General features: G+C 56.3%; 15 protein-coding genes and 1 tRNA gene. 11 read left to right on the top strand and 5 right to left on the bottom strand.

Annotated elements, in window-relative coordinates:
• Window position 1 precedes the first annotated feature (1 nt).
• The 6 genes from H6B15_RS07375 to H6B15_RS07350 are packed head-to-tail and all read left to right on the top strand — an operon-like array spanning window position 2 to window position 4,087.
• Entirely contained in the window at window positions 2-328 is a 327-nt protein-coding gene (locus H6B15_RS07375) for a hypothetical protein (protein WP_204647355.1), read from the top strand.
• 33 nt (window positions 329-361) lie between these two features.
• A complete protein-coding gene (locus H6B15_RS07370) occupies window positions 362-835 on the top strand; it encodes a DUF4860 domain-containing protein (protein WP_204647354.1) in 474 nt (157 codons plus the stop codon).
• Window positions 832-1,281, top strand: coding sequence for a hypothetical protein (locus H6B15_RS07365; RefSeq protein WP_204647353.1), 450 nt, complete (start codon window positions 832-834; stop codon window positions 1,279-1,281). Before H6B15_RS07370 ends, H6B15_RS07365 begins: the two co-directional genes overlap by 4 nt.
• Window positions 1,278-1,712, top strand: coding sequence for a hypothetical protein (locus tag H6B15_RS07360; RefSeq protein WP_204647352.1), 435 nt, complete (start codon window positions 1,278-1,280; stop codon window positions 1,710-1,712). Before H6B15_RS07365 ends, H6B15_RS07360 begins: the two co-directional genes overlap by 4 nt.
• A 17-nt stretch (window positions 1,713-1,729) precedes the next feature.
• Entirely contained in the window at window positions 1,730-2,800 is a 1,071-nt protein-coding gene (locus tag H6B15_RS07355) for a type IV pilus twitching motility protein PilT (RefSeq protein WP_204647351.1), read from the top strand.
• Window positions 2,801-2,827: 27 nt separating this feature from the next.
• The gene (locus H6B15_RS07350; RefSeq protein WP_204647350.1) at window positions 2,828-4,087 is read left to right on the top strand and encodes a chloride channel protein; all 1,260 of its coding nucleotides are present in this window, start codon (window positions 2,828-2,830) and stop codon (window positions 4,085-4,087) included.
• On the opposite strand, the gene yunB is transcribed toward H6B15_RS07350, so the two are convergent.
• Entirely contained in the window at window positions 4,084-4,722 is a 639-nt protein-coding gene (yunB, locus tag H6B15_RS07345; protein ID WP_204647349.1) for a sporulation protein YunB, read from the bottom strand. The genes H6B15_RS07350 and yunB overlap by 4 nt on opposite strands.
• Window positions 4,723-4,870: 148 nt before the next feature.
• Between yunB and H6B15_RS07340 the strand changes: the two genes are divergently transcribed.
• The 4 genes from H6B15_RS07340 to H6B15_RS07325 all read left to right on the top strand — a co-directional run bounded on the left by H6B15_RS07340 (window position 4,871) and on the right by H6B15_RS07325 (window position 9,350).
• Window positions 4,871-4,946: transfer RNA gene (locus tag H6B15_RS07340), tRNA-Ala, on the top strand.
• Window positions 4,947-5,113: 167 nt separating this feature from the next.
• Window positions 5,114-5,782 (top strand): response regulator transcription factor, encoded by a 669-nt coding sequence (locus H6B15_RS07335; protein WP_204647348.1) that lies wholly within the window; start codon window positions 5,114-5,116, stop codon window positions 5,780-5,782.
• A gap of 23 nt (window positions 5,783-5,805) precedes the next feature.
• On the top strand, window positions 5,806-7,029 hold the full coding sequence (locus tag H6B15_RS07330; RefSeq protein WP_204647347.1) for a sensor histidine kinase: 1,224 nt from the start codon (window positions 5,806-5,808) through the stop codon (window positions 7,027-7,029).
• A gap of 98 nt (window positions 7,030-7,127) precedes the next feature.
• Window positions 7,128-9,350, top strand: coding sequence for an extracellular solute-binding protein (locus H6B15_RS07325; RefSeq protein ID WP_204647346.1), 2,223 nt, complete (start codon window positions 7,128-7,130; stop codon window positions 9,348-9,350).
• 39 nt (window positions 9,351-9,389) lie between these two features.
• On the opposite strand, the gene H6B15_RS07320 is transcribed toward H6B15_RS07325, so the two are convergent.
• The 4 genes from H6B15_RS07320 to H6B15_RS07305 are packed head-to-tail and all read right to left on the bottom strand — an operon-like array spanning window position 9,390 to window position 13,424.
• A complete protein-coding gene (locus H6B15_RS07320) occupies window positions 9,390-10,427 on the bottom strand; it encodes a hypothetical protein (protein WP_204647345.1) in 1,038 nt (345 codons plus the stop codon).
• Window positions 10,424-11,689 carry a biotin/lipoyl-binding protein gene (locus H6B15_RS07315; RefSeq protein WP_204647344.1) on the bottom strand — a complete coding sequence of 422 codons (1,266 nt, stop codon included), beginning with the start codon at window positions 11,687-11,689 and terminating at the stop codon, window positions 10,424-10,426. Before H6B15_RS07315 ends, H6B15_RS07320 begins: the two co-directional genes overlap by 4 nt.
• Window positions 11,686-12,540: a carbohydrate ABC transporter permease gene (locus H6B15_RS07310; RefSeq protein ID WP_204647343.1), complete on the bottom strand. Its 855-nt coding sequence runs from the start codon at window positions 12,538-12,540 to the stop codon at window positions 11,686-11,688. Before H6B15_RS07310 ends, H6B15_RS07315 begins: the two co-directional genes overlap by 4 nt.
• Complete coding sequence (locus H6B15_RS07305; protein ID WP_204647342.1) at window positions 12,537-13,424, bottom strand: carbohydrate ABC transporter permease; 888 nt, start codon at window positions 13,422-13,424, stop codon at window positions 12,537-12,539. Before H6B15_RS07305 ends, H6B15_RS07310 begins: the two co-directional genes overlap by 4 nt.
• A gap of 191 nt (window positions 13,425-13,615) precedes the next feature.
• Here H6B15_RS07305 and H6B15_RS07300 point away from each other — a divergent pair, with 191 nt between their 5' ends.
• Complete coding sequence (locus H6B15_RS07300; RefSeq protein ID WP_204647341.1) at window positions 13,616-14,242, top strand: sugar O-acetyltransferase; 627 nt, start codon at window positions 13,616-13,618, stop codon at window positions 14,240-14,242.
• Window positions 14,243-14,373 lie beyond the last annotated feature (131 nt).

Genomic DNA, 14,373 nt, shown 5'->3' with positions numbered 1-14,373 from the left:
CATGTTTCACGACCATCCGAAAAAAAGCTTGCGCCAGTGGGTTGTGACAGCGGTTTGTGTGGCTTTGTGCGTTGTGGTGCTGGCCTTCGGGGCCATGCGGCTGTATGGGCTGGTAACACGGGATATGAGCGACCAGGCGGCCACGGCCTTGCGGCAGGCAGTGCTGGATGCTGCTGTTCAGTGCTACGCGGTGGAAGGCAAGTACCCCGAAAGCCTGGACGTTCTGGAAGAGGAATACGGGGTGCAGATCAATCACAACCGATTTATTGTGACCTATGACGTATTTGCATCCAACCAGCTGCCGGATGTGACGGTGCTGGAAAAATAAAACGCCTGCCGGGGAAAGGGGGATAGGACCGGCATGTATACAACAGAGAAAAAACGGCTGAATTCGGCGCCTTTTTCCCTGGCGTTGTTTGTGTTGATGCTGGGATGTGTGCTGATGCTGGCGGTGTTCGGGGCCCAGGTATACCGTGCCCTGACCGAAAGCCAAAGCCGCAACAATGCGCAGCGGGCCAGTTTGAGCTATGTGGCGGCGCGTCTGCGTGCTTCCGACGCTGCGGCGGGCGTATCCATTGAGGATGGTCCCCAGGGGCAGGCCCTGGTCCTGGCCGATGTGGGGGAGGCCACCGGCTACGAAACCCGCATCTATGTCTATGACGGCAACCTGGTGGAGGAATACACCCGGCAGGATGCCGACTTTGATCCGGCTTCGGCCCAGATCGTGGCCCAGACCGACACCTTCACCCTGACCGAAGACGGACATCTTGTCACGGTCACCACCAACCAGGGCATGGTGCGGGTCTATCTGCACGCAGGGGAGGCGGAAGAATGAACCGACACAGAAACCTTTCCTTCTACATTGAAGGCCTGGTGCTGCTCTTCTTTTTGCTGGCGGCACTGGTTGTGCTCCTCCGAGTGTTCGGTGCAGCCCAGGCGATGGGGCAGCAGGCCCGTCAAAAAACCGACAGCGCCCTGATCTTGCAGACGGTATCCGCCGAATTCTCTGCCGGGGAAGACCCTTTTGCCGGGGCCATTGCCCAGGCAAAGCAGGACGGACAGGTCCAGGTGCAGTTTTCCTGCGATACCCAGGGCAACGTGGCGGAGGATGGCACGTATACGGTAACCGCTGACCTGCAAGCGGAAACGACCGGACAGGGCACCGTGATCTATGCGCAGATTGAGGTTGGTACGGCTTCGGAAGATGGGCAAACCGATCTGGCGCAGGTGAAGACCGCCTTGTACTGTCCTGATGCTGTAGAAAGGACGGTGCAGCCATGAAGGAAGAGAGGGAACAATTCACCCACCGCCCGGTGCGAACCGGCGCCATGACACTGCTCATCACCGCGGTACTGATCTGCCTGGCTGTGTTGGCCGTATTGTCCCTGGTCACGGCCCGTGCAGACCTGGCCATGGCGCAAAGAAGTCTGTCCGGCCTGCAAAGCCGGGGCACGGCGGAACAGCGGGGGCAGGAATATCTGGCACAGCTGGACGCAGCCCTGAAACAGGGAACCGCCTTACCGCAGGCCGCTGTGCAGGAGGAGGATGGCAGCATCCGGGCAGAGCTGCCCCTGGAGGACGGCACGCTCCGGATTGTGGTACAACCCAAAGAACCTGACCGGGAGGACTCTGCCGCCTATCGGATTCTTTCCTGGAAGTTCGACTCTTCGTGGGAACCGGATCAGACACTGGATCTTTGGAACGGTATGTGAAAGGAAGAACACCGATCATGAATATCACCGATGTTTTGAAGCAGGCGCTGGAACTGGGCGCTTCGGATATCTTTATCATTGCAGGCCTGCCGCTGACCTACAAGGTCAACGGGCGCCAGCAGCGGGTGGGGGAACGCCTGATGCCGGAATCCACCCGGGATTTTGTGGAAGGCATCTATAGTATCTGCGGCCGTTCCCCCGAGCGGATGGAAAAACCGGATGCGGATGACGACTTCTCCTTCGCCATCCCGCACATGGGACGTTTTCGCGCCAATGTGTTGCATCAGCGCGGCACATTGGCCATGGTGCTGCGGGTCATCCGGTTCGGTTTGCCCGACCCCAACGCGCTGGGGATTCCTTCCCAGGTCATGCAGGCGGCGGGCAAGCTCAAGGGTATGGTACTGGTCACCGGGCCGGCCGGCAGCGGCAAGTCCACCACGCTGGCCTGCCTGATTGACTCCATCAACCACAACCGGGAGTCCCATATCATCACCATGGAGGACCCCATCGAGTACATCCACCGCCACGACCGCAGCATTGTCACCCAGCGGGAGATCGGCAGCGATTCCCCCAGCTATGTGAGCGCCTTGCGCAGTGCGTTGCGGGAAAGCCCGGATGTGATTCTGCTGGGCGAGATGCGGGACCTGGAAACCATTGAGGTGGCCATGACCGCCGCCGAAACCGGACAGCTGCTGTTTTCCACCCTGCACACCACCGGGGCGGCCAACACCATCGACCGGATCATCGATGTTTTTCCGGCCAGCCAGCAGAGCCAGGTCCGCATTCAGCTGTCCATGGTGCTGCAAACGGTCATCAGCCAGCAGCTGATCCCCACCACCGACGGCGGACAGACGGCGGTGTTTGAGGTGATGAACAACAATGCAGCCATCAAGAACCTGATCCGTGAAGCCAAGACCCACCAGATCGATGCGGCTATCCAGGCGGGGGCGGCGGAAGGTATGTGCACCATGGACGACAGCCTGTGCCGTCTGTATGCCCAGAAGCGGATCACCCGGGATACGGCACTGACCTATTGTCTGCGCTACGAAACCATGGTGCGTAAGCTCAACGCGCTGGAAAGCCTGTAATCCGGGTATATGGGGAGGAAACAATTCATGCAACGTATCCGCGAAAGCTGGCTGCGCGTCCGGACCAGCACGCTGCTGCTGGCCAAATGGCTGGTACTGGCAGCGGTGGTGGGCATTCTGTGCGGCGGAATCGGCGCGGCATTTTATCATGCGGTTACCGCGGTCACCGCACTGCGCACCCAACATCCCTGGCTGCTGTTTACGCTGCCTGTGGTGGGCCTGGTCATTGTAGCGCTGTATAAAGTGACCGGAACCGAAGGCCAGGGAACCGACAATGTGATCGATGCCGTGCAGGACGGCAAGCCCCTGCGCTTTTTGTTGTTGCCGGCCATCTTTGTTGCCACCGTTTTGACCCATATGGCCGGCGGCAGTGCCGGACGGGAAGGCGCTGCCTTGCAGATGGGCGGCGATATCGGCTGGCATGCCGGAAGACTGCTGCGTCTTTCGGATCATGACTGCCGCGTGGCCACCATCTGCGGCATGGCCGCCTTTTTTACCGCTTTGTTCGGCACGCCGCTGGCGGCCACTATGTTTGCCATGATGGTGATCAATGTGGGACTGGTCTTTTACGCGGCGTTCATTCCTGCCTATGCAGCGTCCCTGGTGGCATACGGTTTGTGCACGGTTCTGCGGGTCACACCGGTTCGGTTTGCAATCCAAGCGCCGGATACGGCTCCGCTGCCCTTGGTGCAGACCGCCGGCCTTGGCCTGGCCTGCGCGGTTGTGACCATGGTATTCTGCGGCGCCCTGCGCTTCGTGGGGCGATTCATGCAGCGCCGGTTTCCCAATCCATGGTTGCGGGTGCTGGCAGGTGGCTTTGCGGTGCTGGCGGCAACCCTTGTCTGCGGTTCCATGCGCTATAACGGGGCAGGGACCGATGTGATTCAGCAGGCCATTGAGCAGGGGCAGGCATTGCCCCAGGATTTTGCCCTGAAAATCTTGTTTACTGCCGTGACTTTGGCGGCAGGGTATAAGGGAGGGGAAGTGGTACCCAGCTTTTTCATCGGGGCCACTTTCGGCTGCGTGGCGGCACCACTGTTTGGCCTGCCTGCCGGATTCGGTGCCGCCCTTGGTATGGTGGCGGTCTTCTGCGGTGCCACAAACTGCCTGTTTTCTTCGTTGGCACTGGCGGTGGAAGTGTTCAACGCCCAGGGACTTCTGTATTTTGGGGTTGTGTGCGGAATTTGCCATGCCCTGACCGGATATACGGGACTGTACAGCCATCAGCGGTTCGTCACCGAAAAGATGGAGGCAGAATACCACGAAGGGCGAAAAGGCCATTTTTAAGCGCTATAATAGGTGGGAATTTCTCCGTCCAGCAAAATGCTGGCCACCGGAATCTGGTCCTGCACCTGGGCTGTGGCGGTGTTGCCGTCCAGAACCATGCTGATGGTTACGTTCAGATCCAGGGTGATGGTATATTGGGTGCGGTTGACCGAGACGGACTGAACCTTTTCCTGGATGGTTCCTTCCACGTAGGCATCGGGCAAAAGGGTCAGCTCCCAGGATGGCCCCAGACCACCCAGGGCGGTAATACCGGTCAGACTGCCGAAAGGGATTTCCAGACTGGTTTGCTGAAGAACCGACAGTTCCTCTTCCACCGCCTGAATCAAAGTGGTGCGTACCCGGTTCAGTGCAGCGGTGTCGGTCTGAACCGTCTGTATCTTTCCGCTGTTGTCATATTGCAGGGTATAAAGCCCTTCGTACAGCTTTGGCTCTGCCTGTATCTCTTGTCCTACGGCGCGGTTGACTGCCTGCACCACAATGGCCCGGCACTCATATTCGGCCAGTTGTTCCAATGTGGGTTTGAAGGCCGTTTGCACAAGGTAGAAATAGCCGTATACCAGCAGGCCAAGACAGAGCAAAAGAGCAATCAGGCGCCGCCGGACCGGATGCGGTGCCTTTTTCGTTTTCCGGCGCAAGGAACATCTCTCCTTTCCCGAAAACATACTTTTCCCGCCATAGTATGCCACAAAAGAAAAAAGTGCCATTTTTTTGAAGAAAAGTGTTGACAAACGAAACAACCCTTGCTATAATTATCTACGTTGTCTGACGGCAACGCAAAAGCTTGGGGGTATAGCTCAGCTGGGAGAGCGCTTGAATGGCATTCAAGAGGTCAGCGGTTCGATCCCGCTTATCTCCACCAAAAGACCTGAAACTTTGGTTTCAGGTCTTTTTTGTTATGTCCGGGAATCTCAGCCGTGCCGAGCAAAGTGTGGGTCGTGGACTTGTCCCCGGTGTACTGCTATAATAAAATGCAAGGTTACTCGTTTGGTGGGGTGGAATGCGAAAATTGCCCCGGGAGGTCCATTCATGAAAATTCTGATTGTAGAAGACGAGGCGCCTCTGGCCCGGACTTTACAGACCGTGCTGCAAGGCGGCGGATACGACACTTGCGTGTGTCCGGATGCAGAACAGGCCTATGATGCGTTGCAGGCACAAAAGGTGGATCTGATCCTTTTGGATCGGATGTTACCTGCTATGGATGGCGTTTCTTTGGCCAAGCTGCTGCGCAATCAGGGTGTGCATACTCCAATTTTGTTTTTGACAGCCTTGGGAGAGGTGGAGCAGCGCATTGCCGGACTGGACGCCGGCGGAGATGACTATCTGACCAAGCCTTTTCATAACGGAGAACTGCTGGCACGGGTGCGGGCGCTGATCCGGCGGTCCGAACACGCTTCCCCCCAATACACGGTGGGCAACGTTACCTTTGACGAAGCAAGCATGCAGCTGAGCGGACCTTCCGGCAGTATGCCCGTGACCGGAAAGCTTTGCGCTTTGGCGGAACTGATGTTCCAAAAAGCTGACCAGGTGGTAACCCGGCGGGAAATTTTTGCCGCTGTATGGGGGCTGGGAGCCGAGGCGGAAGAAGCGGTCATCGACAATTACATTTACTTTTTGCGGCGGGCGCTGCGCCGCGTGGGGGCTGACGTGCAGGTCCTCACGATTCACGGCACCGGGTACCGTCTGGCAGCACCATGACCGGACAAAGCACGCTCAAGCAGTTGCAGGACAAACTCCGGCGCAGCGGCACGTGGCTGCTGCTGGGGGTATTCTGTGTGTTGTGGGTGATTGTCTGCCGGCAGATCACCCAGGTGCTGCAGCAAAATTATGGTGACCGGTTTACCAACGCCCGTGCGCTGTTGGAAAAAGCGGTCCTGGAAAGTACGCGGGTGGACCTGGAGCAGTTGTCTTTGCTGGAACGGCAGTATGGCGTTTTCCTTTATCTGTATAACCGCAACGAAGAGATTGAACTGCCATATTCGATCAGCGAACAAAAAGAAGCCTGGCAGCCCCAGGCGGCGGCCCTGGTACAAAGCTGCCGCGAGGCATTGCCGGCAGGAGAGGAACATCTGCAGGAAGAGCCTGCTTTTGCGGGTGCGCGGGCATCCTACACCGTGCAGCGTCTGGCGTCCGGCCAAACGGCGGAACTTTTGATTCTGCAACCCGATGATGCCATGCGTAACGCGATCCTGCGGGCTTGCCTGGGACCAACAGTGGCGTTGCTTCTTGCTTGCCTGTTCCTGATTATGTTCTATCGCCTTTGGCTGACCCGAGCCTTTACACCTGCCTATGCGGCGCAAAAGGCACAGCTGGACTTTCTGTCTTTGGCGGGCCATGAACTGCGCACTCCCGTTACGGTGATTCGCTCCAACACGGAATTGTTGGCGCAGGAAAAAGGCGGCGCTCCCACCATACTGCATACCATTCAGACCGAAACCTTGCGGATGGATGTGTTGATTGAAGACCTGATTCTTTTTTCCCGGATGCAGACCAAAAACCTGCAGCTGAATCTCCAACGGGTGGATGCCTGCGAACTTCTGCTGGATTGTTACACGCGGTTTTACCCGTTGCTGAGCGCAGAAGGACGCCATCTGATTTTGCAGCCCCCACCGGAAGAAGACGTATTTTTGCAGGCCGACCCCATGCGTCTGGGGCAGATGCTGGGCATTCTTGTGTCCAACGCCAATGCCCATACACCCGTGGGAACGACGGTGACACTGGGGCTGGAGAGCAAAGACGGCTGGGTGGAACTGTATGTGCAGGATGACGGCCCAGGCTTGCCTTCGGACAGCAAACAGCCCGAGACGGTCCAGGGCACGCACCTGGGGGTGGGACTTCCCATCGCCCGGGAATTGGCAAAAATGCAGGGCGGTACTCTACTGCAGCAAAGCGGTATCCCCCATGGTGCCCGCTTTGCCTTTCGCTTTCCCTTGATACAGGATTAAGACTGAAACACTGCCTGGGACCGGAAAATTGGCAATTCCGGTCCCGGGCAGTGCGTTTCTTCCCTGACTTTACAGGATTTTTTAAGACGGGATTCGGTATGCTGACCTTGTTCCTACAACAAAGAAAAGGAGGACTTTTCATGACAGAACACGGAATACGCCGTTGGGTCGCGGGCCTTTGCGCGGTTTTGTTGCTGAGCGGCTGCGGGACAGGGTTTTACCAAACCGAAGGAGAAGATGCAGTGTCCGGCAGCGCGATGATGGAAGTGGCGCAGGTGCAGGAAACCGACGCTACCCCCGCCGGGCTGGAAGATCATGCAGTACGGCAGCTGACCGCCGGTGCAGATGGCGAACCCCTTCTGGTCACCACCGACGCTCAGGCAATACCCCATGCCTACCGGCGGGAAAACGGCGAGTGGCAGGAGCAGGATAACACAGCCATCGCTGCCTGGATTCAGGAAAACCAGGTCTATAACCGAAAATACTACTACGATACCACAGGCAGTTGGTGGGCTGTCATCCAAAACGGAAATTCCATTGTGCAGATCCTTCCCGACGGACAGGCAAGAGAAGTAGTGCTTCCCGAAGATGTGGCGCCGGGCAAGTATGTGGCCATTTACGGATTTGCAGACAGAGGAGACGGCCTGGTCTGTTTTGCAGCCAATCAGACAGAGGAGAAGGAGGGCCCAGACCCCGGAGGCGTATGGTTCTTGGTGGATGGTGAGACCGGCCAGGTGACCCAGACCTTCTCGGTGGACTACGGAACGGATTATCGCCCGGTCTTTTATCAAGGGGACCTGATTATTTATGACTATGTGGCCACAACTTTGAAAGAATATGATTCCGAAACAGGCCAGCTTGTGCAGGAAGTTCCCATCGAACGGCCGGACACCCTGCCTGCTGCTGCCGCCATGACCGAAGATGGGATATACCACTATTTTGTGGGCAGTACCGGTTTGTATCGCCGCCCGCTGAATGGTGACTTTACACAGACAGTCACAGACGATATTTTACTGAACTGCATGTCATCCAACTTCGAGGCTATGGGATTGTATGTAGAAGCGGACGGTGCTTATCTGATCGCCGGCAACGAAGATGGCAAAATGAAACTGTACAGACTTTCCATACAGGAAGGTGAAGCAACGGCGGCAGAAACCACCCTCACGGTATGGGCTATGGAGAGTACACCCATGCTGCAGATTGCGGCACAGCGGTACCAGTCGCTGCACCCGGATGTAGAACTGAACATTGTCACCGGCCGTGACACAGCGGAAGATTCTGTTTCGGAGCAGGATATCCTGCGGCAGCTGAATACCGAACTTCTCAGCGGTGAAGGGCCGGACTGTCTGATTCTGGACGGTTTGCCCGTTCAGTCCTATATCCAGCAAAGCATGCTGCAGAACTTGGATGGCCTGGTAACGGAAAGTGAATTCTATTCCAATATTTTGAACGGCTATGCGGGGGAAGATGGTTTGTATACGGTGCCCGCCTTCTTTGAGGCGCCTGTCTTTGCCACTGTACAAACAGAGGGAGCCCCCGCCAGCCTGGAAGAGCTGGCACAGTTGTTTGAAAGCGGAGCCTGTACGGCTGGTTCCTGGAAAGAAATTTTTCAGGCGGTTTATCCGGCAGTAGCCAACCGCATTTTCCCGAACGGGGAAAGCCTGGATGAAGCCGCTCTCACCGAATTTCTGGAACAGACAAACCGCATGGTACAAAGCGCAGGCATCGCACAGGAAAGTATGCCCATGGCCAGTGGGACCAGCAATCTGATGGTAACCAGTGAGCTCCCAACCAGCCGATTTGCCCTCCAAGACGGCGTTACCACAGCGGCCATATTCCGCATGACGGGCATCAGCCAGGCTGTTTCCTTGCTGACGCAGCGGGAAGATGTGACGCTTTCGCCGCTTCTCGACGGGACGGCAGAGGGGCAATTCTTGCTGGGAATTCGTGCCGGAACCGAAAATCTTCCCCAGGCCCAGGATTTTGTCCGTATGATGCTGGAAGACGAGCAAATCCAGCAAAGCAATGTGTACGGCGGTATGGCAGTGCATCGCGACATGGAGTTACAGGCATTGCAGCAGACGATACAAGATGGTTATACCCAGGAAGAACGGGATACCTTTGCTATGAACCCGCTGGAATACCCTTGGGATGAACTGGCAGAGAAGTATACAGGATTGGTAAATCCCGCCGCAGCCGGGACCCTGCAGACCATCGTTTATGAGCAGGCTGTACAGGTTTATGGAGGGCAAATCACTCCCGACCAGGCTGTGGAAGAAGTAAAGGCACAAGCGAACCTCTACCTGCAAGAACAGGCGTAAAAATGATCCCGCCGGGAAATGTTCCCGGCGGGACTTCTGCTATTTTGAATGACTTTTCATGGAGCTTTGGTACAGGACGACCGACAGGCAGACGCTGGCCATGATGGAACAGAGACCGTCTTTCCAAAGCAGTTCTTTCTGCCAACCCAGAAACACCGAACCGGGGAACACAAGCTGTTCCCGCCACCGTCCTTGCAGTGTTTCCCAAAGGGACTGCCAGAATGCAAGGTTACTCCACTGTCCGGGGATCAGCCAGGAAGGCAGGGGGGCCAGAAAACAGGGAAGCAGAAAGGCAACCGTAAGGGCAATGAGCCATCCCGCTATTTCGCGGTGAATTTTGTGCCCGGCGGGAGGAGATTTCTTGCCGAAAATAAGCAACCAGCAAAGCCCTGTCAGTAAAACCGGGAGCCAACAGAATAACCGGATGGGCAGAACCAACGCACTGTGCCAGCCGATGGCCAGTGGCGCGCCAAGGCCGCTTTGCAAGGCGAATTCCTGGGCAGCGGCATAAAAATCATCGGGTGCTGTGGTTCGGTCGGACGCGCACACCATAACATGGTCAAAGGCGGTGTCGGACTCTGCCCAGATGCACAGCATGGGAATCGTACTTTGAAATACCCCGCAAACTTTGGCGGCGTCATCCGATTGCCCGGAACGCAGCGTACAGCCGATGACATCTTCGCTTCCCCAGAGGTCCTGTGCCAACCCGGTGCTGATGAAGGCTTGTCTGAGCCCGGCGGGATATGTTCCGCTGTACAGAGAAAACGGCCATAGAGCGGTGGCCTCTCCCAGGTATCGGATACAAATCACATTGTCGGCACTGAAAACACCGTCACAGGTGATAGTGTCCTGGTGCCAGAAGGTTGGCCACAGGCCGGTATCGTTCCGATCGGATCCGGCATACTCCCGGGTGTTCTCCGCCTGGACGGCGGTGATCGGCTCTGCATAATACAGCTCATTTCGCCCGGCTGCACTTTGCAGAATGGGGGAGAGTATCAGGCTTTGCCACCAGAGAAAGAATCCCGCCAGAACTGCCAGGAGGACAATACATCTCCGGAACCTCTTGTGCCCGCTCATGACGCCGCCACCTTTACCGTATCCCCGGCATACAGGGGCTTGTCTGCACGGACGGCTACCTTTGCCTGCAGGGAAATCCCTTCCACGGCAGCAGTGGTTTCGTTTTTGTCCAGCAAGGTGACGGGTAAGGGAGTCAGCTTGTTCTCCACACCCAGAATGGTGGAGGTACTTTCTACCAGATATACATACCAGCCGCTGCTGTCCTGGTGCAGGGCAGCAACCGGCAGACAGGTGGTGTAGTGCAGTGACGGAAATCGCAGCACCGCTTCGGCATTGCCGGAAGTCCAGCTGCTGTCATCCAGAAGAACCGACAGGATGGTCTTGCCGTCTGATTCCCGGGAACTCTGCAAAGTGCCGTTGCCGCTCACTTTCCCCTGGGAAACTTCAATTTGGGAAGGCTGACCGGGTAAGTCATGGAAAGTCTCCGCTTCCATTTCCAGACTCAGCAGCCATCCGCTTCCTGTTTCTCCCAGGGTGGCGGCAACGCCGTTGCAGCTGCTTCCCGCAACAGCATACACGGCAGTGATGATGCCCGCAGTATCGGCAAGGATCTGCCCATCTGTCTCCAACAATGCTTTGCATTCTTCTTGCTCCTCCAGAAGGTCATCTATCTGTTGCTGCAATACGGCGGCATCCGCGGATGATACGGCATTGGATGCATCGGCCTGACGCTGCTGCTCCGCATATGTATCCAGGGCACGCTGCAAAGCCATCTCGGCATCCTGCACCGCGCGGTCTGCCGCCAGTTGAGCATCTTCGGAAGTATCCGGATTTTCCAGATAGCGCTGCTGGTCTTCCTGCGCGCGCTGCAAAGCCAGTTGGGCATCGGTGATGGGATCGGTGGGAGCGTAGTCCGGTTGTGCGGTCAGCTGATTTTTCTGAGCGCGCAGCTGTGTAATCTGCGCGTCCAGATCCTCCAACCTGCTTTGCGGTTCCTCCACGGAAAGGCAGAGCAGAACATCTCCCGCCTGTACGGATTGTCCTACCTGCACCCTGACTTCGGTCACGGTTATTTCTTCCGGCAGTAAAATCCGGGTTTCCTTTTGCGGCATGATGGCGCCGGAACAGGTTGCTGTCTGTTCAATCTCACCACCTCCCGGCATACCAATGGTCACCGTGGGCATGGCAGTGCTGCGGGCGGCCCGGCTCAGCAAAGCAAACAGCAACAGCAAAGCGGCAAAACGGGCTGTAACCAGCAGCGGCGAAACAGCCTCTTGCCCGGGCGTCGGCAGGCACATCTTGTGAAAATCCCATGACTTCATTTCAAAACACCTCGTTCCATATCGGAGAGCAACGCGCCGCTCCCCAGCCAAAACACAAGCAAAGGCGGCAACAGAATCACCAGGCTGGCAGCACAGCAAAGTGCAAAGTTCTCGGCGGTGACCTGGGGAAGGTAAAGGCTCAGCGGCCACAAAGATTCTTTGCGCAGAAAAGCCAGCGGTTGTTCCATGCTGTTCCAGCATTCCCAGAACTGCAAGGTCATGACGGCAAAGATGGTTCGGGAAACCAGCGGCAGACCGATACGGGTAAAGCAGATCCACTCGTTGGCGCCGTCCAGGTGCGCCGCTTCCAGGCAGGCGGCGGGAATACGCCGGAAGCCTCTGTGCAGGAAAAAGACCGGAAAAGACGCAAACATTCCCGGCAGGATAACAGCCCAATGGGTATCCAGCAATCCCAAATGCCGCAGCACAAGAAAGGTGGGAACCATGGAGACCTGGAAGGGGAGAATCATCAAAAGAAGATACAGCCCCCACACCAAACCCCGCCCGGAAAAGGAATACCGGGCCAAAGCCCATGCGGCGGGGGTTGCAACCAGTAAGGCCCCCAGGACCTGGGGAACCGTCTGAACCAGGCTGTTGCCGAACATCACAAAGAATTCGGGACTGTCCAGCAGCAGCCGGAGCACCGGTTGCAAGGTAGGCCAGCAGGGCAACAAAGTCCAGGTGGAATTTTGGCTGCCCGCAAGCCCCAAGCCCAACGCCGGCCCGAACAAAAATACCAATTCATCGGAGGAACGCAAGGCAGCTGTCAATGTAAACCAGACCGGCCAGAGCACGCAGAAAAGAGCCGGCAACAGAAACAACCACAGCAGCCGGGCCTTGCGGGGTCTCATGGTTTGCAGGCGTCCGTATGACGCCGATACAGAGCCACAGCCGCACGCACAGCAGCCGTGACGCTGCCAAAAACAGACAGCACCAGCATCACAGCCGCACTCAGCCGCTGCATATCCAGGGCCAGAAACCAGTTGTTCAAAAGGTGGGGGAGAAGATAGATACTGTCCGGCGGATAATTGCCCGCCAGCAGCCAGGCTTCCCGAAAGACTCGGAAGCATCCGATGATTCCAAACAGTGCGGCCAAACCGAAGGAAGGCAGCAAGGCCGGCAATGTGATGCGCCAAAAAGCCCGCCACACTCCGGCCCCGTCTATGGCGGCGGCCTCGTAAAGGACGTTGGGAATGTCGCCCAAACCGGCCATCCAGATGAGCAGTGTGTAGCCGAGATTCTTCCAGATGAAGGTGGCAACCAATACCCCGAACACGGCATCACTTTTCAGAAAGGAAACAGTCGACAGGCCGAATTGTCCAAACCAACCGTTCAGCAATCCGGAATCTTCGAACAGGATTTTCCATGTCAAGGCAATTCCGGCCACCGGTAAGGCAGGGGGAAGAAGGAGCAACGGCTGCACATACCGGCTATGCGGCAGCAAAAGCCATAGAAGCCAGGCCAGCAGTAACCCCAATCCCAGCAGTAAAGGCAGACAAACCCCCAGAAAGCACAAGGTATTTTTGAACGCCAGGCGAAAAGCGGAATTTTGCAGAACACTTTTGTAGTTGTCCAGCATTACAAAACCACTGTGCCTTGCATCGGAAAAGCTCCACATTGCAATTTCCAGCAGGGGTACCAGATAAAACAGACAAGTCCCGACCAGGCTGGGCAACAGAAAAGCCCAGGGAAGACACGGATGTCTGTGAGTTGAATGAGTAAAAGTCTTCTTCATGGCTAAGACCTCCTTATGCGGAAGAGCTTACCATGCAAAAGCTGAAAAAGTCCTGTAAACTTTCTATACAATGGGAAAGCCTTTCGGAAGCACCGGAACTATTCTGCCCAGAAACCTTTCTATAGGCTGGATTTTCTCTTTACTGCGTGATAAACTGGTACCAGAATCATATGGATAGGAAGTGACGGCATATGGCAGATACCACAGCCAGGGAAAAAGAAAAAATGCACAGCGGACAACTGTATGATCCCGGCAATGAGGAGATCATGCAAGAACAGTTGGACTGTATGGAACGGCTGTATGAATACAATCTGACCAGGCCCAACGAACAGGAAAAACGGCAGCAGATGCTGCGGCAGATGTTTGCCGAAATCGGCCCCGGCTGCTACATCGAACCGCCCCTGCATGCCAATTGGGGTGGCCACCACGTGCATTTCGGGAAAAATGTTTACGCCAATTTCAACCTGACCCTGGTGGACGACACCCACATTTATGTGGGGGATTACACCATGATCGGTCCCAATGTAACCATCGCCACAGCCGGACATCCTATTTTGCCCGAGCTCCGGGAGCGGGGACTGCAATACAATATGCCGGTTCATATCGGCAAGAACTGCTGGATCGGCGCGGGTGTCATCCTGGTTCCCGGCATCACGGTGGGGGATAATGTGGTGATCGGCGCCGGCAGTGTGGTTACCAAGGACCTGCCTTCCGACGTTGTGGCTGTGGGAAATCCTTGCCGGATTCTGCGAGAAATCAATGAGCAGGATAAAAAATATTATTTCAAGCAACATCCCATTCCCACGGAATTTTTATAAACAAAAGAAAAAGGACAGCACGGGACTTTCGAAAAAAAGTCTTGTGCTGCCCTTTTGTGTACCAATTTTCAGCGCTTGTTCTTGACATTCCAATTGGGTGCAGTATGATCATCTTATCAAGAAAAAAGTTG

Source organism: Gemmiger formicilis (genome assembly GCF_016900095.1).
In the GTDB taxonomy this organism is placed as follows: domain Bacteria; phylum Bacillota; class Clostridia; order Oscillospirales; family Ruminococcaceae; genus Gemmiger; species Gemmiger formicilis_A.
Note: the sequence above shows the minus strand (reverse complement) of the source record. Positions and strands in the feature narration are given on the sequence as shown.

Excerpts from the sequence above, each read along its gene's own strand:
- H6B15_RS07375 (WP_204647355.1), top strand. The coding sequence starts at position 2 with ATGTTTCACGACCATCCGAAAAAAAGCTTGCGCCAGTGGGTTGTGACA.
- H6B15_RS07370 (WP_204647354.1), top strand. The coding sequence starts at position 362 with ATGTATACAACAGAGAAAAAACGGCTGAATTCGGCGCCTTTTTCCCTG.
- H6B15_RS07365 (WP_204647353.1), top strand. The coding sequence starts at position 832 with ATGAACCGACACAGAAACCTTTCCTTCTACATTGAAGGCCTGGTGCTG.
- H6B15_RS07360 (WP_204647352.1), top strand. The coding sequence starts at position 1,278 with ATGAAGGAAGAGAGGGAACAATTCACCCACCGCCCGGTGCGAACCGGC.
- H6B15_RS07355 (WP_204647351.1), top strand. The coding sequence starts at position 1,730 with ATGAATATCACCGATGTTTTGAAGCAGGCGCTGGAACTGGGCGCTTCG.
- H6B15_RS07350 (WP_204647350.1), top strand. The coding sequence starts at position 2,828 with ATGCAACGTATCCGCGAAAGCTGGCTGCGCGTCCGGACCAGCACGCTG.
- H6B15_RS07335 (WP_204647348.1), top strand. The coding sequence starts at position 5,114 with ATGAAAATTCTGATTGTAGAAGACGAGGCGCCTCTGGCCCGGACTTTA.
- H6B15_RS07325 (WP_204647346.1), top strand. The coding sequence starts at position 7,128 with ATGCTGACCTTGTTCCTACAACAAAGAAAAGGAGGACTTTTCATGACA.
- H6B15_RS07320 (WP_204647345.1), bottom strand. The coding sequence starts at position 10,427 with ATGAGCGGGCACAAGAGGTTCCGGAGATGTATTGTCCTCCTGGCAGTT.
- H6B15_RS07315 (WP_204647344.1), bottom strand. The coding sequence starts at position 11,689 with ATGAAGTCATGGGATTTTCACAAGATGTGCCTGCCGACGCCCGGGCAA.
- H6B15_RS07310 (WP_204647343.1), bottom strand. The coding sequence starts at position 12,540 with ATGAGACCCCGCAAGGCCCGGCTGCTGTGGTTGTTTCTGTTGCCGGCT.
- H6B15_RS07305 (WP_204647342.1), bottom strand. The coding sequence starts at position 13,424 with ATGAAGAAGACTTTTACTCATTCAACTCACAGACATCCGTGTCTTCCC.
- H6B15_RS07300 (WP_204647341.1), top strand. The coding sequence starts at position 13,616 with ATGGCAGATACCACAGCCAGGGAAAAAGAAAAAATGCACAGCGGACAA.